Origin of the sequence: Mesorhizobium sp. CA6, assembly GCF_020165035.1 — a bacterium.
GTDB lineage: Bacteria > Pseudomonadota > Alphaproteobacteria > Rhizobiales > Rhizobiaceae > Mesorhizobium.
Window position 1 is genome coordinate 139,451 of record NZ_JAIUHI010000003.1, and the last position, 21,262, is coordinate 160,712.

A 21,262-nucleotide genomic window follows, 5' to 3' on the forward strand; every position below is an offset into this window, starting at 1 on the left:
TTCGCGGAAACGGCGAACCGCTCTATCCCCTTGTTTTCACACAAATCCGGACGGAAAACCGTTTCACACTTTTCCTCGAATTGCTCCGGTAGGTCCGGCTGCTATCGGACCAGAATGTTGCGGAACTGCCACGGGTCGTCCTTGTCCAGGTCCTCGGGGAAGAGACCCGGCCGGTTATCCAGCGGCGTCCAGTCGGTGTAGTAGCCCCTGACCGGCCCGAGATAGGGAAGTTGCACTTCGAGGCAGCGCCGGTAGTCCATCTCGTCGGCCTCGACGATGCCGGCGGTCGGGTTCTCCAGCGCCCAGACCATGCCGGCGAGCACAGCCGAGGTGACCTGCAGGCCGGTGGCGTTCTGGTAGGGGGCGAGCTTGCGCGCCTCGGCCAGCGACAGCTGCGATCCATACCAGTAGGCATTCTTGTCGTGGCCGTAGAGCAGCACGCCGAGCTCGTCGACGCCGTCGACCAGCTCGTTCTCGTCGAGCACGTGGTGAACCGGCTGCGGCTTGCCGGCGGCGCCGAACATCTCGTCCAGCGACAGCATGGCGTCGTTGCAGGGATGGTAGGCGTAGTGGCAGGTCGGGCGATATTGGACCTTGCCCTTCTTCGAGCGCACGGTGAAGAAGTCGGCGATCGAGATCGACTCGTTGTGCGTCACCAGCAGGCCGTATTGCGGGCCGGGCGTCGGGCACCAGCTGCGCACGCGCGTGTTGGCGCCGGGCTGTTCCAGATAGATTGCCGCCTTGGAGCCGTGCTTGTGCTTCTTGCCGTTCTTCGGCATCCAGTTTTCATGCGTGCCCCAGCCGAGCTCGGCCGGCTGCAGGCCCTCCGAGATGAAGCCTTCGACCGACCAGGTGTTCCAGAACACGTTCATCGGCTTCGGCTTCTTCGTGCGCTGGGTGTCGCGCTCGGCGATATGGATGCCCTTGACGCCGGCCTTCTTCATAAGCCTGGCCCAGGCCTCGCGGTCTTCCTGCGCGGGCTCCGAAAACTCGAGACCGAGATCGGTGGCGAGGTTGACCAGCGCCTTCTTGACGAACCACGAGACCATGCCGGGATTGGCGCCGCAGGTGGAGATCGCCGTCGGGCCGCCCGGCTTGTCTTGCTTTTCCTTGATCATCGCCTCGCGCAGCGCATAGTTGCTGCGGCTGGCATTGTCGGCCTCGGCGTCGAAATAGAAGCCGAGCCACGGTTCGACGACGGTGTCGATGTAGAGCACGCCGAGCTTGCGGCACAATTTCATCAGGTCCACCGAGCCTGTGTCGACCGACAGGTTGACGCAAAAGCCCTGGCCGCCGCCATTGGTCAGAAGCGGCGTGAGCAGCTTCTTGTAATTCTTCTCGGTCACCGCGTCCTGCATGAAGGCGATGCCGCGCTCGTCGAGCAGCTTGCGGTCGGTGTCGCGCGGGTCGATGACCGTCATGCGCGACTTGTCGAACTTGAAATGGCGCTCGATCAGCGGCAGCGTTCCCCGTCCGATCGAGCCGAAGCCGATCATCACGACAGGGCCGGTGATTTCACCGTAAACGGGCCAGTTTTCGTTCGCCATTTTTTCGCACACTCCTTCAAACACGCGCAAAGCCGGGCCTTTTGCCCGACGGCCAAGCGCTACAACCACAGATCATTGTCATAAACCAGCGAAAAGCACCAACCGCCGGCCAGGCCCGGCTGGCACCTTGGTTAAGGCGTGCAGGCCATGCCGCTGAGGAATTCGACCAGCCGGTCGCGGTCCGCGGTCAGGCCCTTGTAGTCGAGTTGTTGCTGGTCGAGAACCAGGAGCTGCTCCGCGAAGGAGACGGCCAGGGCTGCCCGGTCAGGATGGCGAATGAGCAGCTTGAGCGGATCGAGATGGATGCGGATGGTGAAGAGGATGTCGCGCGACCGGGGAAGCTTGCGCAGCGTCTGGCGTTCGACGCGGATGAAGGCGTGGGCGTCGACATCGCCGTCGGCGAAGCGGCTCGGGCGGTTCGTGGCGCGGTCGATGCGTTCGACATTGGAGAGCGGATGATAGAGCGCATCGCCGGCCTGGATCGACCAGTTGAAGCGCTCGACCGCCTGGCCCTGCAGGCCGTCGAACATGCGGTTGATGAGCTCGGCCGGCCGCGTGCCGGGTCCGAATCCAGGCACCGGTTTGTGAATCTCCTGCAATGGCTTGCCGAATTTTTCCTGCAGCGACCAGGACGAAGGGAAGCAGAGCGAGCCGGCGGCGAGCCGCCAGCCGTGCTCGCCGCGGCGCATCAGGATCAGATCTTCCTGGACGAGCAGCGAAGCCTTGGCCAGCGGCGCCTCGCGCAGGGCAGGAGGCAGCCTGTCGATCGTCTCCTCGAAACCAATCGGCTCGACATCCGCTCCGCTGCGGCGGTGCGTGCCGGGGTGCGCGGCTTCGAGATGCGCGACGAGCAGGTCCAGCACTTCGCGCTGAGCCTCGCTTGTGTGGTCTTCCTCGACAAAGACCTTTTCCGGGATTTCCGCATAGAGCCGTTGCTTTTCGGCCAGATGCGGCAGCAGCAATTCATCGACCTCGATCCAGCGGTCGAAGTCGAGCGGCTTCATCCCGATGGTGAAGAGTTTCGAAGACCCGTCATAGGGCGTGTGCGTCGGCTGGCGAATGGTCATGCCTGTTTGGGTGTTATCCAGTTTATGTCTCCAGCACGGTCAGCCGAGTCGCGCCGGAATCAGCCCGCGCAGCGAGTTACCGACGAAGATCGCCTTCGCCGCCTTCAGATCGTCGAAGCTGTAGATCGCTTCCACCGCGCGGCCTTCGTCCAGAAGCGCGCCGCGCAATATTCCAGGCAAAAGGCCGCAGTCGAGGCGAGGCGTGACAAGCGGGCCGTCGCCGAAATCGGCGAAGAGATTGGTGATCGTGCCCTCGCAGAGCTCGCCGCGCTCGTTGGCCAAAAGCACTTCGTCGGCGCGGGTCGCGAGATATTCGCTGCGCGCCTGCGTGTAGACCTGGCGCAGGCTTGTCTTGTGGCGCAGCAGCGTGTTGGCTGAATCGAGACGGATGCGCGCCAGCTGCAGCCGCCAGACCTTGTCGGCGGGCAGCGGTTCATAGGCTTGAGCGGCAGCTGCCGCTTCGCCATTGCGCTGCAGGGCGAGGCGCACGCGCAAGGCAACTCCCTGTCCGCCGACGGTATTCGAAAGCACCTCACCGATCCGCGCCGGATCGCAGGTGAAGCCGAGTTCAGCGGCGGACGCATAGAGCCTCGCAAGGTGGCGCTCGAAGCGCAGAAAGCCTGTGGCCGGCTCCCAGCGCATGGTCTCGATCAGCTCGAAGCCGGCACCGTTCCCGTCGCGAAGCGAGCTTTCAACAGGCACTCCCGATACTCCTCCTCGGCGGTGGAATCGAAGACGACGCCGCCGCCGACATTGTAGACGGCCCCGCCGTCGGCAAAGAGCGAGATGGTGCGGATCGCCACCGAAAAACGCATCCTGCCGCCCGGCGCGATCCAGCCGATGGCGCCGCAATAGACGTCTCGCGGCGCATCTTCCAGCTCATGCAGGATTTCCATGGCACGGATTTTCGGCGCGCCGGTGATCGAGCCGCAAGGGAAGAGCGCGGCGAAGACCTGGCGGATGCCGATACCAGGCAAAAGCCTTGCCCGCACGCGGCTGACCATCTGGTGCACCGTCGGATAGGTCTCGATGCGGAACAGCTCCGGCACGTCCAGCGTGCCGACTTGGCTGATCAGCGAGATGTCGTTGCGCAGGAGGTCGACGATCATCCGGTTCTCGGCCTGGTTCTTCTCGTCGTTGCGCAGGAAGGCCTTCAGCCGGGCGTCTTCGGCCTTGGTCGCGCCGCGCGGCGCGGTGCCTTTCATCGGGTGGGTTTCGATCATGCTGTCGGCATCGATCTCGAAGAACAGTTCGGGCGAGCGCGACAGGACGATCGGATCGCCGAGCGAGACCAGCGCACCGTATTTCACCGGCTGGCGTTCGGTGAGCGCGTCGAAGGCCGCAAGCGGATCGCCTGACCACTGCGCACGGACCGGGAAGGTGAGGTTGCCCTGATAGCAATCGCCCTTGCGGATGTGGTTGTGAAGGCGCGCGAAACGGCCGGCATAGTCCTCGGCCGACCAGGCTGCGCGGGCATCGAAGATTGGACCATTGCTGGCTGACGCCCGTGACTGCGGGACCTCCTCCTCGTCCGGCGCATCGAATACGCCGAGGCAAACCAACGGCGCGCGGCGGCCATCGGGCAGCAGCGGCACCAGTTTCGGCTCGAGCAGGTAACCTGCTTCGTAGGAGAAATAGCCCGCCAGCCATTTGCCGGAGTCGGAGGCGGCCTGGGCCCTTTCAAGCGCAGGCCCGAACTCTTCAGCCTCGTGCGCGACGATGATCTCATCCGGCCTATCGAAGACCAGCTGACGAGCGGTCGCGTCGTTGCGGAAAATGGCTGCGGGCAGGGACATGAGCCTCGGATGCGGACAATTCAGCCGACCGCTCTATATGGGGGTTCGGCGTGGCGCAATCGAGGGAACGGCGTCGAACGGCGCAAAGGCGGCTGGGCCAAAACAAAGACGGCGCCCGTGAGGACGCCGCCTTGCTTCAACAAGCGGATTGTTCAGCTGTTGCTTGCGGTTCCGGCCGTCGGGAACTGGCGGGCGAATTCGGCCTCGTCGCCGGCGGCCAGCAATTTTGCCTGCTCGATCCACTTTTCACGCGCGATGCGGCCGTCGAAATTGAGCACCTCCTCGATGCGTTTGACGTCGGCGGCGGTCCAGGCGGCGATCTGGGCGTAGGTGGTGACGCCTTGGCCTTTGAGCAGCCTTTCATTGACCGGACCGATGCCGATGAGGCGGCGCAGATTGTCGGCCTTGCCGGGCGCTGCCGCCTTCTTTGCCGCGGGCGCTGCCGCCTTCTTCGGCGCGGCCGCCTTGGCCGCCGGCTTCGGTGCCGCTGCAGTCTTCGTTGCGGCCGGCTTCTTTGCAGCGGCGGGCTTTGCGGGCCCGGCCTTTGCCGCCGCCGATGTCGTCGGCATCAGCGCCGACGGCGCCGGCGTGGCGGCCTTGTCGGCGCCGGCCTTGGCGGAAGGCGTATCGCGTAGCCGGCTTTCGAGATCGGCGCGGGCACGGCCGCTGGCGTCGAGCTCGCCCTTCAACCGATCGCTGTCGGCGCGCAGCCTGTCGCGCTCGCTCCGCGTGCGGTCGAGATCGCCACGCACGCTGTCGAGCTCGCCGCGCAGACGGCCCCAGATGAACCAGCCGACCAGGATACCCACAACGAACGCCAGGAGCATGTAGAAAAAAGTGCTCATTTCCCTCTCCAGTCCGATCTGTTGGCCGAGGCCCGGAAAGGCGAGCTCACGCCAGGGATCGTCAAAGGTTCCGTGATCGGCGCAATCGCCGGCTTCAATCGAGCCATCGGCGTTGGCCTTGTCCGAAGCCGACGGCCGTCATCGCATTCGCCGTGGCGGCGCGACCAGCCATCTCTGGCCTGCGCGATGCGTCCGGCTGAGCTTGAGGCCGGACGCTATCATATGGCTTGTCGAAAGCCAGTTGAAAAATGCGCCGGAGAGTTATTCAAGAACAGCTATTTAGGGCAAGAATAGATTCTTGCTAATATGCGTTGCGGCTAAACTATTACGGTCGATGCCTGCGCCGTTGCTGTCGTCAATTGTCGAGCGCCTCCAATTCGTCGATCAGCGAACCGATCACGCCAAGGCCGATCTGCCAGAAAGCGGGATCGGTGGCGTCGAGGCCGAAGGGCGCCAGAAGCTCCGAATGATGCTTCGTGCCGCCGGCGCGCAGCATCTCGAAATACTTCTCCTGAAATCCGCGCTCGGCATTCTGGTAGACGGCGTAGAGCGAATTCACCAGGCAATCGCCGAAGGCATAGGCATAGACGTAGAAAGGCGAGTGGATGAAGTGCGGGATGTAGGTCCAGAAGACCTCGTAGCCCTCGCGCAGCTTGATCGCGGGCCCCAGGCTCTCGGCCTGCACCTCCAGCCAGAATTCGCCGAGCCTGTCTGAAGTCAGCTCGCCGTTCTTGCGCTCGGCATGCACCTTGCGCTCGAACTCGTAGAAGGCGATCTGGCGCACGACGGTGTTGATCATGTCCTCGACCTTTTGGGCGAGCATGGCCTTGCGCTCGCGGCGGTCAGCGGTCTGCTCGAGCAGCGAACGGAAGGTCAGCATCTCGCCGAAGACGGAGGCGGTCTCGGCCAGCGTCAGCGGCGTCGAGGCCATCAGCGCGCCCTGGCCGGCGGCCAGCACCTGGTGCACGCCATGGCCGAGCTCATGCGCCAGCGTCATCACATCGCGCGGCTTGCCCATGTAGTTCAGCAGCACATAAGGATGCGCCGACGGCACCGTCGGATGGGCGAAGGCGCCGGGCGACTTGCCCGGCCGCACCGGCGCGTCGATCCATTTGCGATCGAAAAAGCCGCGGGCGATCTCGGCCATGTCGGGCGAGAAGCGCTGATAGGCGGAAAGCACCGTGTCCCTGGCGTCGTCCCAGCGGATCACCGCCTGCGGCGTCTCCGGCAGCGGCGCGTTGCGGTCCCAATGGTTCATCACCTCCATGCCGAGCCAGCGCGCCTTCATCGCGTAATAGCGATGCGACAGCCGCGGATAGGCCTCGCGCACGGCCGCGGCCAGCGCGTCGACGACGTCGCGCTCGACGCGGTTGGCGAGGTGGCGCGAGTCGGCGATGTCCTGGAATCCGCGCCAGCGATCGGAGATTTCCTTATCCTTGGCTAAGGTATTGGTGATGAGGGTGAAGGTGCGCAGGTTCTTGCGGAAGGTCGCCGCGAGCGCCTCGGAAGCACGGCGCCGCACCTCGCCATTGGCATCCTGCAGTCGGTTCAGCGCCGGCTCGAGCGTCAGCTCCTCGCCGTCGACGTCGAAGCGCAGGTCGGTCATCGTCTCGTCGAACAGGCGGTTCCAGGCGCCGCGGCCGGTGACCGACTTTTCGTGGAACAACTGCTCGACGCGATCCTCGAGCTGATAGGGCTTGTCCTTCCTGAGGTCGAGCACCCAAGGCCGGTAGTGGCCGAAGTCCCTGTCGGTGGCCAAGGCGTTCTCGATCGCCGCATCGTCGATCAGGTTCAGCTCGAGCGCGAAGAACAGGAGATGGGCGCTGGCGTCCGTCATCTTTTCCTGGACGTCGCCATAGAGCTTGGCGCGCTGCGGATCGGCGGTGTTGCCGGCATAGACGAGCCCGGCATAGGAGACGATGCGGCCGATCAGTTCCTCGAGCGCCTCATAGGTTTTCAGCGCCTCGCCAAGCCGGCCGGCGCCGCCGCGCCCGGCCTCGGTGGCCAAAGTGCCCTTCCAGCGGGCTTCGAAGGCAATGGCGTCGCTGGCCGCCTTGGCGATGTCGCGCTTCAACTCGGGCGCTTCCATGCCCGAATAGAGATCGGCGAGATTCCACTCCGGCAGGTCGCCAAGCTCCGCCGCGCCCTGGCCGGACGCTGGGGCCGCAAGCCGCCGGCCAAACATCATGCGCATCGACAATACCTTCTTTGAACCAAGGCCAGAATCAAAGGGAAAGGAGAAGCCGGTCAAATCCTAAGGAATTCGTTCACCGGGTTTTTTGAAACCTTATTTAGAACCCTGTGCCAAGATGATCCATGGGATTTTCTCGGGCGGACAACTCAAACAGTCATGACAGGTTCCATACTCATAGTCGATGACGATCCGGTGCAGCGCAGGCTGGTCGAGGCCGCGTTGACCAAGTTCGGCCACACCGCGATCGTCACGGATAGCGGCGCCGCCGGCCTCGACGTGCTCGACGGGCCGAACGCGCGCGAGGTCTCCGTCGTCATTCTCGATCTCGTCATGCCCGGTCTCGACGGCATCGGCGTGCTGAAGGCGATGCGCGAGCGCGCCATCAACATTCCCGTCATCGTGCAGACCGCCCAGGGCGGCATCGAAACCGTCGTCTCGGCGATGCGGCACGGCGCCTTCGACTTCGTCGTCAAGCCGGCGTCGCCTGACAGGCTGCAGACCGCGATCTCCAACGCGCTCAAGGTGGAAGCCGTCGAGGACGAGATGAAGCGCGCTTCGCGGCGGCGCGGCGGCGGCCACCTCACCTTCAAGGACATGATCACGCGCAGCCCGGCAATGGACCGCGTGATACGCCTCGGGCAGAAGGCGGCGGCCTCCAACATCCCGATCCTGATCGAGGGCGAATCCGGCGTCGGCAAGGAGCTGGTGGCGCGGGCCATCCAGGGCAGCGGCGATCGTCGCTCGAAGCCCTTCGTCACCGTCAATTGCGGCGCTATCCCCGACAATCTGGTCGAATCGATCCTGTTCGGCCATGAGAAGGGCTCCTTCACCGGCGCAACGGACAAGCACATCGGCAAATTCGTCGAGGCGAATTCCGGCACGCTGTTCCTCGACGAGATCGGCGACCTGCCGCTCGACGTCCAGGTCAAGCTTTTGCGTGCCGTGCAGGAAGGCGAGGTCGATCCTGTCGGCGGCCGCTCGACCGTCAAGGTCGATATAAGGCTGATCTCGGCCACGCACCGCAACCTTCTGCAGCAGGTCAAGGACGGCAAGTTCCGCGAGGACCTGTTCTACCGGCTGAACGTCTACCCGATCTTCGTGCCGCCGCTGCGCGACCGCCGCGACGACATTCCCTACCTGGTCCGGCATTTCATGGAAAAGGTCGCTCCGACCGATCCGCGCCGCCGCCTTGCCGGCATATCGGCCACGGCGCTTGCGATGCTCCAGGCCTATGACTGGCCGGGCAACATCCGCCAGCTGGAGAATGCGGTCTTCCGGGCGTCGGTGCTTGCCGAGGGCGACGTGCTGACCGAGGAGGAATTCCCGCAGATCCGGGCGCAGGTGGAAGGAACCGTGAATCTCGGAGCGGAACCGAGGTCCGCCATCACCGATACGGTTGCGGACACGACTCGCCAAGGGGATGAGACTGTCGCAGATGCAATGGGAGCCGGCTTGTCCGACGGCGAAGCGTCAGCCAGGCCGCAGCCGCGTTTCGGAACGCTCCGTGCGCTCGATGAGCGCGGCAATGTGCGGGCGCTAGCCGACGTCGAGCTCGAGATGATCAAGCTTGCGATCGACCATTACAACGGCCAGATGAGCGAAGTCGCCCGGCGATTGGGCATCGGCCGCTCGACACTCTACCGCAAGTTGAAAGAATATGGCATTGATCCCGAAGCTGGTCGCGTCGACCGGCTTGCCTCATGAGGGGCAAGCCTCGAACCAGCTTGCCTCATGAGGGGCAAGCCTCGAACCAGCTTGCCTGCCTAAAATCCGAATCAAATTGTCGCTTTTGACCTGAAAACGCTTGGTTTTCAGCGGTTGGCGTTGCCAAGGATCACGCATTAAGGCTAACGGTAACAGATCGTGTTCTCGGCGAGACCGGATTCTTGATATAAACCAGCGGTTTACCACGAAATGCCGTGCATCATTTTTGACGGGATATCGCCACGGTGTTACCGCATTTCGGCTTCAATAAACGATGATTAACCATTAGGATCGATATTCGGATGTGAAAACGACGCATCCGTTTGGTCAAATCCGGGGACAAACGGCAGCCTGCAAGGCCATTTGATTTGAACAAAGTCGAACGACACAACAACGGCGGCATTTTAACATGAGCGTCTGGCCGAGGTGGCTGACGTTCGTGATTTTGGCCGTCGGTTTTCTGTCCGCGGCGACGTCGGGCGCCCGGGCCGAGGTTCGTACGCTCAAGCTCTATCACCTGCACACCCACGAGAAGGCCGAGATCGTCTACAAGCGCAATGGTCGCTACGATCCCGAAGGCCTGCGCAAGATCAACATCATCCTGCGCGACTGGCGCCGCAACGAGCCGACCAAGATGGACCCGCGGCTGCTCGACCTCGTCTGGGAAGCCTATCGCGAAAGCGGCGCGACCGACTATATCCAGGTCGTCTGCGGCTATCGCTCGCCGTCGACCAACGCGCTGTTGCGCTCGCGCAGCCGCGGCGTCGCCGAGAAGAGCCAGCACATGCTGGGCAAGGCGATGGATTTCTACATCCCCGGCGTGCCGTTGAAGAAACTGCGCAACATCGGCCTCAAGATGCAGGGCGGCGGCGTCGGCTATTACCCGACTTCCGGGTCGCCCTTCGTGCATATGGATGTCGGCAACGTGCGCCATTGGCCGGGCATCAGCCGCCAGGAACTGGTCAGTCTGTTCCCCAACGGCAAGACGCTGCATGTGCCGAGCGACGGACGCCCGCTGCCCGGCTATGAGCAAGCAGTGGCAGCTTACCAGGCCCGCAAGGGGGCCGGCACCCCGAACATCGAACTGGCCAGCGCCGGCGGCTCGACCAAGCGCTCCGGCGGCCTGCTCGCGGCCCTTTTCGGCGGCGGTGCCGACGAGGCCGACGACGCCGCCGATGAAAGTGCCCCAGCGCCCCAGCGGAAAGCCGTGAAGCAGGTTCAGGTCGCTACTGCTGCCACGGCACGCGACAGCAATCTTCCGGGCATCGCGATTGTTTCGCCGAAGGATGCCAAGCGCGCCAGCATCCCGCAGATCGCGGATGACGGCGCCGACGAGCAACAGCAGGATACGCCGGAGACGATCATCGCCGCCCTGCCGCCCAAGGAAATCCCGCTGCCCGATTTCGCGCCGCGTCCGAAGGTTGATGTCGGCCAGCAGACGCCGCAGAACGTGCCGTTCGCCATGGCGGATGCCTCGGCGACGACGGAGCAGGCGGTTTCGACTGCGCAGGCGCCGGTGCCGGACAAGGTTCCGTTCGCCACGGCCAGCGCCGCCGAGGCCGCGAGCACCGATCCGGCCCAGGTAGCGGTCAACAACATCCCGCTGCCGACCTGGCGTCCCGACCGCTCGGCGACGCCGGCCGATCTGGCGCCGAAGGACAAGAGCGTGCTTCTGGCGCTGGCCGAAACGGCTTCGCAGGACAAGAGCGCGACCGACGCGTTCTCCGTGCTGCCGACCGCACGGCCGCAGCCCGGCAAGCAGGACGAGGTCAAAGCCGTTCTCGAACAGGCCAATGCCACCGTCGAGGCCGATGGCGTCGGCGGCGCCGAATATCAGCTTGCGTCGCTGACCGAGCCGGAGCCGCGCTCCGCATTCAACGATCCGTCGGGCGTCGATGCGGCCTCGCCGCGCCAGGCCATTGCCGCGCTCCCGGCCGGGAGCGATCCGGCGCAGGCGATTGGCGCCGGCGTGAAGACGACGGCCAAGGAAGCCAGGGCGTCAGCCCACGATCTGAAGCCCGGGCCCAAGGCCATGGTGGTGGCGACGCCGCCGCAAGCCGCGCGCTGGGCGTTGGGCAGCGGCGTCAACATTGCCACGGTATCCGACCCGACGACAGCGCCGCGCTATGCTTATAACATCGTGCATACGCCGCCGAGCGAAGTGTATACGGCCGGCTTCCAGGCGGATGGCGGGGTGCCGGACGCAAGCCGGTTCACGGGCAACGCGGTGAAATTCCTCTCGGTCGCGCGCTTCCAAACGAAATAGGCGAGCCAGCGTGGCCGCTGAAAAGCCGCGTTGGCCCGCCAGCGCGGCCTTGCTTTATGGGGCGGACCGATTACTTCTTGAGCTTGCTCGCCTCACGCGCCAGCGCTTCGATCTCGTCCCACTTGCCGGCCTTGATGAGATCGTCGGGCGCGACCCAGGAGCCGCCGACACAGATGACGTTGGGGAGGCTCAGATAGTCGGCGGCGTTCTTGGCCGTGATGCCGCCGGTCGGGCAGAATTTCACGTCGGCGAGCGGCGAGGCGAAAGCCTTCAGCGAAGCGATGCCGCCGGACTGCTCGGCCGGGAAGAATTTGAGGAAGCGCAGGCCGGCTTCGCGCGCGGCCATGATCTCGCCGGGCGTGATGGCGCCGGGCAGCAGCGGCACGGGGCTGTCCTTGGCCGCGTCGAGAAGCTGACTGGTGATGCCGGGGCTGACGATGAATTTCGAACCGGCGCGGGCTGCTTCTTCGAACTGCTTGGCATCGAGAATGGTGCCGGCGCCGACGACCGCGTCCTCGACCTCGGCCGCGACGCGGCGGATCGCTTCCAGCGCATCGGCGGTGCGCAAGGTGATCTCGATGGCCCGCAAACCGCCACGCGAAAGCGCGCGGGCGAGCGGCACGGCATCTGCCACGTTGGCGATCTTGAGCACCGGGATGACCGGCTGACCATTGAGGAGCGACAGGAGCTTTTCGGTTTTGCTGGTCATGTGCTGGTCTCCATCTCGATCGTTTTAAACCGATTAGCAGAAGGGATATGCCAAGTCCACGAAGCCCGGCGTGTCGTGATGCCGCGTGGCCAGCTGAATATCGGTCGCCTTGAAACGGCTTTCACCACGGTCTAGTGGCATGACCATGACAACTGCTATGGAGATTCAGCCAGTCCGGGTCGCCGCGCTCTACAAATTCGCGCGGCTCGACGGATACGAGGCCCTTCGCGCGCCGCTTGCCGCCTTCTGCTGCGGCCGCGGCATCAAGGGCACGCTGCTTCTGGCGCGTGAAGGCATCAACGGCACCGTCGCCGGCAGCGAGGAAGCGATTGCCGCGCTTGTGGACCATCTGCAGGCCATCGAAGGCCTTGCCGGTCTCGAAGTCAAATACAGCGCCGCCGCCGAAATGCCGTTCCACCGCATGAAGGTGCGGCTGAAGCGCGAGATCGTCACCATGGGCGTCGAGGATATCGATCCGGCGGCGAGCGCCGGAACCTATGTCGCGCCGGCCGACTGGAACGCGCTGATCTCGGACACCGACACGCTCGTCATCGACACCCGCAACGCCTACGAGGTCTCGCTCGGCACTTTCCAGGGTGCGGTCGATCCCAAGACCACCAGCTTCCGCGAGTTCCCCGCCTGGGTCGAGCAGCATCGTGGAGAGCTCGAAGGTCGCAAGGTGGCGATGTTCTGCACCGGCGGCATTCGCTGCGAGAAGGCGACGGCCTATGTGAAGTCGCTCGGCCTCAAAAACGTTTTCCATCTCAAGGGCGGCATCCTGAAATATCTGGAGGACGTGCCGGCCGAAGAGAGCCTCTGGCAAGGCGAATGTTTCGTGTTCGACGAGCGGGTCTCCGTCTCGCATGGTCTGGTCGAGGGGGAGGCGGAGCTCTGCCGGGCTTGCCGGCATCCGCTGACGGTCGAGGACCGGCTGTCGCCGAAATACGCAATCGGCGTCTCATGCCCGCATTGCTTTGAAGTGCGGTCCGACGAGGATCGCGAGCGCTATGCCGAACGCCACCGCCAGGTCGAGCTGGCGCAAGCGCGCGGCGGCAAGCGCCATATCGGCAATTAGAGCGGCCAGTTCTGCGAGCGAAAAGCTGGCCCCGTCATTGTAATGTCGATGCACGGGGCCTACCTCTTGCCGGTCCGAAACCCTGCCCGGGCGCGTTCGCCGGGCCCATTCTGGAGGCATTGATGCTCGATCCCAAGAAGCTGCTCGACGACCTTCTCGGCTCGCAAATCCCCGGGACCGGCTCGACTGTCCGCGACAAGGCGGGGCAGGCGGTGCAGATGGCAAAGGACAATCCGCTCGCCGCCGGCGCGCTGGCAGCCGTGCTGCTCGGCACCGGCACTGGCCGGCAGGTGACGGGCGCGGCCGTCAAGCTCGGCGGCCTGGCTGCGATCGGAGGCCTCGCCTACAAGGCTTATCAGAATTACAAGGCCGGCAAGGAGCCGGCGCAGGCACCGGCCGGCAGCGAGCCAGAGCTGCTGCCGCCGCCGGCCGACACCGCCTTCCACCCCTCGCAGGCGCCGCAGGGCGAGGCCGAGTTCACGCTGACGCTGGTCAGGGCAATGATCTCGGCGGCGAAGGCAGACGGCCATGTCGACGATGACGAGCGCAAGAAGATCGCCGACAAGCTCAAGCTCGCGGGCATCGGGGCCGAAGCGGAAAAGTTCCTGCTTGCCGAGCTCGAAAGCCCGCTCGATCTCGACGCGCTGATCGCCGGCGCCAAGACCGATGCGCAGAAGCTCGAGCTTTATACCGCCTCGCGGCTCACCATCGATCCCGACACGCGCACCGAGCGCGGTTATCTCGACCTGCTCGCCGGCCGCCTCGGACTGCCGGACGCCCTGGTCGATCATGTCGAGGCGACGGTTTCGGCGGCCAAGGTGCCGGCGGGAACGGCGCCCAATTCGCCGTGGTGATTCGGCGTGGTAAACGTCCTTCGGGGAGGCCTTGCCGGTCGTTAATCTTCCGTTAACCCAGCAAGCGCATCATTCTAATCAGTCGGACCGGCTTTTCTTCCTCCCAAGCACGGTTCAGATCGGGGCGGTCGCCAATGGCCGCCCTTTTTGTTGGCCTTTTCTTTATTGCCAACAGCGGCTTGCCATGACCCCAGGCATTTGCGATGCCACGTCTTTCCATCCATGACCGGAGGACGGCGATGACAGCCATAGCAGAGAAGACCGCCATCGTTACCGGCGCCGGCACCGGCATCGGCAAGAGCGTCGCGACGGCGCTGCTCAAGGCAGGCTGGAACACGGTGTTCTGCGGCCGCCGCAAGACGCTGCTGGATGAGGCGATCGCAGAGGCAGGGAAGACGCAGGCCAAGGCATTGGCCATCGCCTGCGACATCAGCAAGGCCGAGGAAGTCGACGACATGTTCGAGACCGTGCTCGAAGGCTTCGGCCGCGTCGACCTGCTCTTCAACAATGCCGGCATGGGCTACAAGTCGACGCTGATCGACGAGATTCCGGTCGAGGTCTGGAACGACGTCGTCGGCGTCAATCTCACCGGATCGTTCCTGTGCGCTCGCGCAGCCTTCGGTGCGATGCGGCGGCAGAAGCCGATGGGCGGCCGGATCATCAACAACGGCTCTGTGTCGGCCTATGCACCGCGCCCAGGCTCAGCGCCCTATACGGCGACCAAGCACGCGATCACCGGGCTCACCAAGACGCTGGCGCTCGACGGTCGGCCCTTCGACATCGCCTGCGGCCAGATCGACATCGGCAATGCGCTGACCGAGATGGCGCAGCCGATGACGGTGGGTGTGCCGCAGGCCAACGGCTCGATCGCCGCCGAGGCGGTGATGGATGTGCAGCGCGTCGCCGACGCGGTGCTGCATATGGCCAGCCTGCCGCTCGACGCCAATGTGCTGTTCATGACGGTGATGGCGACGAAGATGCCATTCGTTGGGCGTGGATGAGCGCCTGATCGATCACTTGTTCAGGAACGCCTCGATCCGCTCCAGCGCGCGCAGGATGTTCTCCTCCGAATTGGCGTAGGAAAGCCGGATATAGCCTTCGCCGAGCACGCCGAAATCGGGGCCGCCGATGAGCGCCACGCCGGCGTCTTCCAACAGCGCCGAGGCAAGCTTCTTGGCCTTCCAGCCGGTCTTCGAGACATTGGGGAAGGCATAGAAGGCACCTTTAGGCGTGATGCAGGAAATGCCCGGGAGCGCGTTCAGCCCTTCGACCACGATCTTCCTGCGGTTGTCGAAGGCGCGCATCATCTTCTCGACGTCGTCTTGCGGGCCGTCGATCGCGGCGATGCCGGCGAACTGGCTCGGCGCGTTGACGCAGGACCAGCAGTTCACCGCCAGCTTGCGAACCTTGTCGTAGAGATGCGCGCCCTTGTCGCCGTTCGGCCAGATCGACCAGCCCATGCGCCAGCCGGTCATCGCCCAGGTCTTCGACCAGCCGTTGAGCACGATCAGCCGGTCGCGGATCTCGGGGAAATTGAGTAGCGAGCAGTGGGTCTCGCCGTCATAGGTCATGACGTCGTAGATCTCGTCGGACATGATGGCGACCTCAGGGTGCTTCTCCAGGCCCTTGACCAGCTTCTCGATCTCGGCCCGCGGGGTAACGCCGCCGGTCGGATTGGCGGGCGAGTTGAGGATCAGCAGCCTGGTCCTGGGCGTGATCAGCGCCAGCGTCTCCCCGGCCGAGAAGGCAAAGCCGTTCTCCTCGCGGATCGGAACCGGCACCGGAGTGGCGCCGGTGAACTCGATCATCGAGCGGTAGATCGGAAAGCCGGGATCGGGGTAGAGGATCTCGGTGCCGGCCTCGCCGAACATCAGGATCGCGGCGAACATGGTCGGCTTGCCGCCGGGCAGGATCATCACGTTCTCGGGCGACACCTCGACGCCGGTGGTGGTCAGCGTGCGGCGCACGACGGCCTCGCGGGTGGCCAAGAGGCCGTTTGCCGGCGTGTAGCCATGGTGGCCGTCGCGCAGCGCCTTGATCGCCGCCTCGACGATGTGCTGCGGCGTCTTGAAGTCGGGCTGGCCGATGCCGAGGTTGACGATGTCGCGACCCTGATGGGCAAGCGCGGTGGCCCTCGCCAGCACCGCGAAGGCATTTTCCTCGCCGAGACGGTCGAAGGCCGCGATCGTGTGGAGCATTTTTCCCGATCCTGTGGTTCTTTCTGTGAGCGAGCGTTTTTGTGACCGTCCGCAGGCAAAAGTCAAACGGATTGGAATGGCCGTGTCGGAAGATCTGAAGAATTGGCAGCCGCGCCCGCGGCCGGAGCGCAAAGCGATAGAGGGACGCACCGTCAGGCTCGAGCCGCTGAGCGCGGCAAAGCATGGCGACGGCCTCTACGAGGCCTCCTCGGTTTCGGATGCCGGCGGACGTTTCGCCTGGCTGCCGGACTATCCGCCAGAGACCCGCGCGGCCTTCCAGCCTTGGCTGGACAAGGCCGAAGCGAGCGAGGACCCGCTGTTCTTCACCGTCATCGACAAGGCGAGCCGCAAGGTCGCTGGGCGTCAGACGCTGATGCGCATCGACGCCAACAACGGCGTCGGCGAAATCGGCAACATCTATTGGGGCCCGCTGATCTCGCGCAAGCCGGCCGCGACCGAGGCGCAGTTCCTGTTTGCGAAATATCTCTTCGACGATCTCGGCTACCGCCGTTACGAGTGGAAGTGCAACAACCGCAACGAGCCCTCGAAGCGCGCCGCCGAGCGCTTCGGCTTCACGTTCGAAGGCATCTTCCGGCAACACCTTGTGGTCAAGGGTGAAAACCGCGACACGGCGTGGTATTCGATCATCGACAAGGAATGGCCGGCCTTGCGCAAAGCCTATGAGGGCTGGCTCGATCCGGCGAATTTCGATGGCGAAGGCGGCCAGAGGCGGCGGCTTGAGGATTTCCGCGCTGATTTCGGCGCGTGACAGGAGTTCAGCGATGGCGCATGACCACGCTTCGCACGATCACGGCCCGGCCGGTGCCGGCCATGTGCATGGCTCGACCGACAAGAAACGGGTGCTGATCGCGACCTGCCTGACCGCGGGCTTCATGGTCGCCGAGGCACTGGGCGGCTGGCTGACCGGATCGCTGGCGCTGGTCGCCGATGCCGGGCACATGCTGGCGGACGCCATCGCGCTCGGTCTTGCCTGGTATGCCTTCCACCTGACGGGCCGTCCGGCCACCGGCCGTCTCACCTATGGCTTCGCCCGGGTGAAGACGCTCGTCGCCTACACCAACGGCATCGCCATCTTCGTCATCGCGCTCTGGATCGTCTACGAGGCCTGGGGGCGGCTGATGAACCCGGCGCCGGTGCTCGGCGGGCCGATGCTGGTGGTGGCGGTGGCAGGCCTTCTGGTCAACATCGCCTCCTTCTTCGTGCTGCATGGCGGCGATCGGGAAAGCCTCAACATGCGCGGCGCCATCCTGCATGTGCTGGGCGACCTGCTTGGCTCAGCCGCGGCAATCGCGGCAGCCCTCATCATCCTGGCAACCGGCTGGACGCCCATCGATCCGATCCTGTCGGTGCTGGTGTCGCTGCTCATTCTGTCGACGGCATGGTCGCTGATGCGCCAGGCGGCCCACGTCCTGCTCGAAGGCGTGCCGGCCAGCCTCGATCGCGACCTGATCGCCAAGGACATCGAAGGCGCTGTCAAGGGCGTGCGCGAGGTGCACCATATGCATGTCTGGTCTCTCGACGGGACCTCCAACATGGCGACGCTGCATGCTTGCCTGAATGACGGCGTCGATGCGCATGTGGCGGTGAGCGCCATCAAGAAACGGCTTGCGGCCGAGCATGGCATCGAGCATGCCACTGTCGAACCCGAATTCGGCCAATGCGCGGACAGCCATGACGAGCACGACCACCATCATGATCACGACCATGCGCATGATGCGCCGCGCGATCGCCGGCACTATCACTGATCGCGGCGTGATGATGAACCCGAACAGCCTCGAACTGAAGAACGCCAGCTGATGGATCGTGACACAAAGAACGCGGCGACCGCTGCGGCCGTGATACTGCTCGTGTTCGGTCTCGCGGCCTATTTCCTGCCGGCCATCATGCTGGCCGCCGGCAAGGTGTCGACGGTGCTGGCGGCCGTCATCGCCGCGATCTTCATGGTCGGTCTGTTCGTCGTCCTGTGGCTGCGCGGACGCAGCCAGCGCAAGAAAGGTCTCTGAAGATGAGAATACTGATCACGGGCGCGGCCGGCATGGTCGGCCGCAAGCTTATCGCGCGGCTCGCCAAGGACGGCGCCTTGCGCGGGCGAAAGATCACGGCGCTCGACCTGCATGACATCGTGGCGCCGCAGGCGCCGGCGCTCGCCGGCGTCGATGTCTCGATCCATACCGGCGATCTTTCCGCGCCCGGCGCCATGTCCGCTCTCGTGGCTCCGCGCCCGGATGTGATCTTCCATCTGGCGGGCATCGTCTCGGGCGAGGCAGAGGCTAATTTCGACCTCGGCTATCGCGTCAATCTCGACGGCACGCGCACCCTGTTTGACGCCGTGCGGCTGGCGGCGTTCGCGCCGCGCCTCGTCTTCACCTCGTCGATCGCCGTGTTCGGCGCGCCGTTTCCGGACGTCATCCCGGACGAATTCCATCCGACGCCGCTCACCTCCTACGGCACGCAGAAGCAGATGGGCGAAGCGCTGCTCGCCGATTATACGCGGCGCGGTTTCTTCGACGGCATCGGCATCCGGCTGCCGACGATCTGCGTCCGCCCTGGCAAGCCGAACAAGGCGGCGTCGAGCTTCTTCTCAGGCATCATCCGCGAGCCGCTCGCCGGCCAGGAGGCGATCCTGCCGGTGCCGCGATCGGTGCTGCATACTCATGCCAGCCCGCGTTCGGCGGTGAATTTCCTCGTCCACGCGGCCGAGATCGACGGCGACAAGGTTGGTCCGCGCCGCAATCTCACAATGCCGGGCGTCGCCGTCACGGTCGGCGAGCAGATCGAGGCGCTGGAACGCATCGCCGGCGCCGAGGTCGCGAAACGGATCCGCGAGCAGCCCGACGAGACCGTCTGGGCGATCGTCAAAGGCTGGCCGACGCGGTTCGAGGCCAGGCGGGCGAGGGAATTGGGATTTGCCGCCGAAAGCAGTTTCGACGAAATCATCCGCGCGCATATCGAGGATGAGCTCGGCGGGAAGATCGCCTGACGTCTGTCGATACCAGGTGATGCAGGGCTGACGCGAAGCTCAATACAGCTTTGGGCACTGCTTGGTCAGGCGCCGCCCGACAAGCCGGCCGACAACAGCAGCAGGCCGACCAGGAAGATGAAGGCCGCGCCGCCGATCTCGACGATGGAATGGATGCGGTTGCCGAGGCGTCCGTCGCCGGCGAAATAGACCGCCCAGTTCTTTGCCAGCACTGCGATCGTCGCCAGCGCCGAGACGGTGATCGCGGTGCCGATCGACATCGCCAGCACGGACAGCAGTCCGCCGACCCACAGGCCGTTGAGCAGCGCGAAGCTCAGCACGATCAGCGCGCCGGAGCAGGGGCGGATGCCGACGGCGGCCACCGCCGACCAGGCCGTGCGCCAGTCGAAGCGGTCGCCCGAAAGCATCGCCGGGTCCGGCGCATGCGAATGACCGCAGGCGTCGCAGACTTCGCCTGGGCCATGGTCGTGGTGGTCGTGATCAATGTGATCGTGACCGCGGGAATGATCATGATCGTCATGCACGTGCAGTGCATGCGCATGAGCGTGCGAATGCCCTGCGTGCCCGCCATGCGAATGGCCGGCATGAGCGGCCGACAGGCTGTAGGCAGGCGTCCTGCCGAACAGGCGCAAGATCGACGGACCGAGCTTGCGCCACAAAAGCCAGGCGCCGAACAGCGTCACCAGCACGTAGCTCGAGATTTCGAGGAACCAGGCCGCGTCGGTCATCGAGATCGCGGTGCCGCGCAGCACGAAATAGGCAAGCATCATGACGACCACCGCCGTCAGGCCCTGCAGCAGCGCCGAGACGAAGGAGAGCATGATGCCGCGTCTCAACGCCACTTCGTTGGCGACCATGTAGGACGAGATCACCGCCTTGCCGTGGCCGGGGCCGGCGGCGTGGAAGATGCCATAGGCGAAGGACAAGCCGATCAGCAGCCTAAGCTTGCTGCCGTCTTGGCGCATCGCCTTCATGGCGGTCGCCAGCGAATGGTAGAACTCCTGCTGACGCAGATTGATCCACATCAGGATATGGGCGAACGGACCCGTTGCGGTCGGCGCCATGCCGTCATTGGTGCCGATGCCGAGCGAACTTTGCGCGTGCGCCGCGACAGGCAGATGGGTCACAATCAAGGCGGCGGCCAAGAGCCCGAGGGCCAAGCGGATATTCGTGGGATGCGCCACTAATATCCGTTTGGATTCCCTTGTTTGTCGCAGGTTCCGATCGCAAAACCGTGAGACACTTTTGCGGAACCTGCTTGCGCGCAGCGACGGTTTCATCACCAAATCATCCTTCCGGCGGGCAGTTCAACTCGAGCTTGGTGGCGAAGATCTTGCTCATGTTGGTGCCTGTCGGATCGTTGAAGAACGCCTCCGTCAGGGTCTTCTGGTTTTCCTTGATCGCCTCGTCAGGATCGGGCCGGATGACCTTTTTGGTGCAGGTCGATGGCAGGCCTTCGACGGCAAGGTTGGCGTCGTCGGTGAAGTCGATCGCCGTATAGAAGGTCGGATCGTAGACGCCGATGTCGACTTTGCCGGCGAGCTTGATCGGCGTCTTCGGCTGCGACTCGAACAGGATGATCAGCTGGTCGTTGTCGAAGTTCGCCATCAGATGCGGCGGCGGCACCATAGGCACGTCCTTGCCGTCCTGGGTGACGAGCTGGAAGTAATTGAACTCGGCAAGCGAGGAATGGACGGTGTCGGCCACTTCCTTGAGCTCTTTGTCATCAAGTTTCAGATCGGAGTTCTTGTCGAACTCCATCATCACCGTACTCGAAAACAGGTCGTCGAAGCGCCAAAGGTGGCGCAGCGCCGTCACACTTTGGTGATCCTGGCTGAGGATGACGTCGAGGCGAGCCTCGGCGAAAACATGCGGGTGCACTTCGGCCTGCTCGACCGAGGCGAACGTGGCCACTATGGCCGAAGCCAGCATGGTTGCTTGCCGTTTCAGATGCATTCCGGGCCGCGATTCCATCGACTTCGGGAGTGAGACCCGACAGTTAACAT

At 64.4% G+C, this 21,262-nt stretch carries 19 protein-coding genes; 9 read left to right on the forward strand and 10 right to left on the reverse strand.

Annotated features, from left to right (window positions below; genetic code table 11):
- Positions 1-101: 101 nt before the first annotated feature.
- The 6 genes from LB526_RS05110 to LB526_RS05135 form a co-directional block, all read right to left on the reverse strand.
- Positions 102-1,547 carry a homospermidine synthase gene (locus tag LB526_RS05110; RefSeq protein ID WP_224626593.1) on the reverse strand — a complete coding sequence of 482 codons (1,446 nt, stop codon included), beginning with the start codon at positions 1,545-1,547 and terminating at the stop codon, positions 102-104.
- A 131-nt stretch (positions 1,548-1,678) separates the two neighbouring features.
- A complete protein-coding gene (locus LB526_RS05115; protein WP_224626596.1) occupies positions 1,679-2,614 on the reverse strand; it encodes a heme-dependent oxidative N-demethylase family protein in 936 nt (311 codons plus the stop codon).
- 39 nt (positions 2,615-2,653) lie between these two features.
- On the reverse strand, positions 2,654-3,316 hold the full coding sequence (locus LB526_RS05120) for an aminotransferase class IV family protein (RefSeq protein WP_095766336.1): 663 nt from the start codon (positions 3,314-3,316) through the stop codon (positions 2,654-2,656).
- Positions 3,265-4,410, reverse strand: coding sequence for an aminodeoxychorismate synthase component I (locus LB526_RS05125; protein WP_224626599.1), 1,146 nt, complete (start codon positions 4,408-4,410; stop codon positions 3,265-3,267). Before LB526_RS05125 ends, LB526_RS05120 begins: the two co-directional genes overlap by 52 nt.
- A 152-nt stretch (positions 4,411-4,562) precedes the next feature.
- Complete coding sequence (locus LB526_RS05130; protein ID WP_224626604.1) at positions 4,563-5,255, reverse strand: proton-conducting membrane transporter; 693 nt, start codon at positions 5,253-5,255, stop codon at positions 4,563-4,565.
- Between the two features lie 355 nt (positions 5,256-5,610).
- On the reverse strand, positions 5,611-7,449 hold the full coding sequence (locus LB526_RS05135; protein WP_224626607.1) for a M3 family oligoendopeptidase: 1,839 nt from the start codon (positions 7,447-7,449) through the stop codon (positions 5,611-5,613).
- A 156-nt stretch (positions 7,450-7,605) separates the two neighbouring features.
- Here LB526_RS05135 and LB526_RS05140 point away from each other — a divergent pair, with 156 nt between their 5' ends.
- The gene (locus LB526_RS05140) at positions 7,606-9,153 is read left to right on the forward strand and encodes a sigma-54-dependent transcriptional regulator (RefSeq protein ID WP_224626614.1); all 1,548 of its coding nucleotides are present in this window, start codon (positions 7,606-7,608) and stop codon (positions 9,151-9,153) included.
- A gap of 409 nt (positions 9,154-9,562) precedes the next feature.
- Complete coding sequence (locus LB526_RS05145) at positions 9,563-11,419, forward strand: DUF882 domain-containing protein (RefSeq protein ID WP_224524230.1); 1,857 nt, start codon at positions 9,563-9,565, stop codon at positions 11,417-11,419.
- 70 nt (positions 11,420-11,489) lie between these two features.
- On the opposite strand, the gene LB526_RS05150 is transcribed toward LB526_RS05145, so the two are convergent.
- Complete coding sequence (locus LB526_RS05150; RefSeq protein ID WP_224543385.1) at positions 11,490-12,128, reverse strand: 2-dehydro-3-deoxy-phosphogluconate aldolase; 639 nt, start codon at positions 12,126-12,128, stop codon at positions 11,490-11,492.
- Positions 12,129-12,285: 157 nt separating this feature from the next.
- Here LB526_RS05150 and LB526_RS05155 point away from each other — a divergent pair, with 157 nt between their 5' ends.
- The 3 genes from LB526_RS05155 (at position 12,286) to LB526_RS05165 (ending at position 15,058) form a co-directional block, all read left to right on the forward strand.
- Complete coding sequence (locus LB526_RS05155; protein WP_224626616.1) at positions 12,286-13,203, forward strand: rhodanese-related sulfurtransferase; 918 nt, start codon at positions 12,286-12,288, stop codon at positions 13,201-13,203.
- Between the two features lie 122 nt (positions 13,204-13,325).
- Positions 13,326-14,057 carry a tellurite resistance TerB family protein gene (locus tag LB526_RS05160; RefSeq protein WP_224524237.1) on the forward strand — a complete coding sequence of 244 codons (732 nt, stop codon included), beginning with the start codon at positions 13,326-13,328 and terminating at the stop codon, positions 14,055-14,057.
- A gap of 239 nt (positions 14,058-14,296) precedes the next feature.
- Positions 14,297-15,058 carry an SDR family oxidoreductase gene (locus LB526_RS05165; RefSeq protein ID WP_224543380.1) on the forward strand — a complete coding sequence of 254 codons (762 nt, stop codon included), beginning with the start codon at positions 14,297-14,299 and terminating at the stop codon, positions 15,056-15,058.
- 12 nt (positions 15,059-15,070) lie between these two features.
- Here the strand turns inward: LB526_RS05165 and LB526_RS05170 are convergent, their stop codons facing one another.
- Positions 15,071-16,255, reverse strand: a complete 1,185-nt coding sequence (locus LB526_RS05170; RefSeq protein WP_224543377.1) for a pyridoxal phosphate-dependent aminotransferase — start codon at positions 16,253-16,255, stop codon at positions 15,071-15,073.
- Positions 16,256-16,337: 82 nt separating this feature from the next.
- On the opposite strand from LB526_RS05170, the gene LB526_RS05175 reads away from it, so the two are divergent.
- The 4 genes from LB526_RS05175 to denD are packed head-to-tail and all read left to right on the forward strand — an operon-like array spanning position 16,338 to position 19,256.
- Complete coding sequence (locus LB526_RS05175) at positions 16,338-17,024, forward strand: GNAT family N-acetyltransferase (protein ID WP_224626619.1); 687 nt, start codon at positions 16,338-16,340, stop codon at positions 17,022-17,024.
- A 13-nt stretch (positions 17,025-17,037) separates the two neighbouring features.
- On the forward strand, positions 17,038-18,021 hold the full coding sequence (locus tag LB526_RS05180; protein WP_224524246.1) for a cation diffusion facilitator family transporter: 984 nt from the start codon (positions 17,038-17,040) through the stop codon (positions 18,019-18,021).
- A 51-nt stretch (positions 18,022-18,072) separates the two neighbouring features.
- Positions 18,073-18,279 (forward strand): hypothetical protein, encoded by a 207-nt coding sequence (locus tag LB526_RS05185; RefSeq protein WP_224524247.1) that lies wholly within the window; start codon positions 18,073-18,075, stop codon positions 18,277-18,279.
- Positions 18,280-18,281: 2 nt separating this feature from the next.
- Positions 18,282-19,256 (forward strand): D-erythronate dehydrogenase, encoded by a 975-nt coding sequence (gene denD, locus LB526_RS05190; RefSeq protein WP_224626622.1) that lies wholly within the window; start codon positions 18,282-18,284, stop codon positions 19,254-19,256.
- 65 nt (positions 19,257-19,321) lie between these two features.
- Here denD and LB526_RS05195 read toward each other — a convergent pair whose 3' ends face one another.
- Positions 19,322-20,416, reverse strand: a complete 1,095-nt coding sequence (locus tag LB526_RS05195) for a nickel/cobalt transporter (RefSeq protein WP_263483108.1) — start codon at positions 20,414-20,416, stop codon at positions 19,322-19,324.
- Positions 20,417-20,543: 127 nt separating this feature from the next.
- Positions 20,544-21,212: a DUF1007 family protein gene (locus LB526_RS05200; protein WP_140688713.1), complete on the reverse strand. Its 669-nt coding sequence runs from the start codon at positions 21,210-21,212 to the stop codon at positions 20,544-20,546.
- Positions 21,213-21,262 lie beyond the last annotated feature (50 nt).

Bases quoted from the DNA above. Each gene is read 5' to 3' on its own strand.
- LB526_RS05110 (WP_224626593.1), bottom strand. From the start codon at position 1,547: ATGGCGAACGAAAACTGGCCCGTTTACGGTGAAATCACCGGCCCTGTC.
- LB526_RS05115 (WP_224626596.1), bottom strand. From the start codon at position 2,614: ATGACCATTCGCCAGCCGACGCACACGCCCTATGACGGGTCTTCGAAA.
- LB526_RS05125 (WP_224626599.1), bottom strand. From the start codon at position 4,410: ATGTCCCTGCCCGCAGCCATTTTCCGCAACGACGCGACCGCTCGTCAG.
- LB526_RS05130 (WP_224626604.1), bottom strand. From the start codon at position 5,255: ATGAGCACTTTTTTCTACATGCTCCTGGCGTTCGTTGTGGGTATCCTG.
- LB526_RS05135 (WP_224626607.1), bottom strand. From the start codon at position 7,449: ATGCGCATGATGTTTGGCCGGCGGCTTGCGGCCCCAGCGTCCGGCCAG.
- LB526_RS05140 (WP_224626614.1), top strand. From the start codon at position 7,606: ATGACAGGTTCCATACTCATAGTCGATGACGATCCGGTGCAGCGCAGG.
- LB526_RS05145 (WP_224524230.1), top strand. From the start codon at position 9,563: ATGAGCGTCTGGCCGAGGTGGCTGACGTTCGTGATTTTGGCCGTCGGT.
- LB526_RS05150 (WP_224543385.1), bottom strand. From the start codon at position 12,128: ATGACCAGCAAAACCGAAAAGCTCCTGTCGCTCCTCAATGGTCAGCCG.
- LB526_RS05155 (WP_224626616.1), top strand. From the start codon at position 12,286: ATGGAGATTCAGCCAGTCCGGGTCGCCGCGCTCTACAAATTCGCGCGG.
- LB526_RS05160 (WP_224524237.1), top strand. From the start codon at position 13,326: ATGCTCGATCCCAAGAAGCTGCTCGACGACCTTCTCGGCTCGCAAATC.
- LB526_RS05165 (WP_224543380.1), top strand. From the start codon at position 14,297: ATGACAGCCATAGCAGAGAAGACCGCCATCGTTACCGGCGCCGGCACC.
- LB526_RS05170 (WP_224543377.1), bottom strand. From the start codon at position 16,255: ATGCTCCACACGATCGCGGCCTTCGACCGTCTCGGCGAGGAAAATGCC.
- LB526_RS05180 (WP_224524246.1), top strand. From the start codon at position 17,038: ATGGCGCATGACCACGCTTCGCACGATCACGGCCCGGCCGGTGCCGGC.
- LB526_RS05185 (WP_224524247.1), top strand. From the start codon at position 18,073: ATGGATCGTGACACAAAGAACGCGGCGACCGCTGCGGCCGTGATACTG.
- denD (WP_224626622.1), top strand. From the start codon at position 18,282: ATGAGAATACTGATCACGGGCGCGGCCGGCATGGTCGGCCGCAAGCTT.
- LB526_RS05200 (WP_140688713.1), bottom strand. From the start codon at position 21,212: ATGCATCTGAAACGGCAAGCAACCATGCTGGCTTCGGCCATAGTGGCC.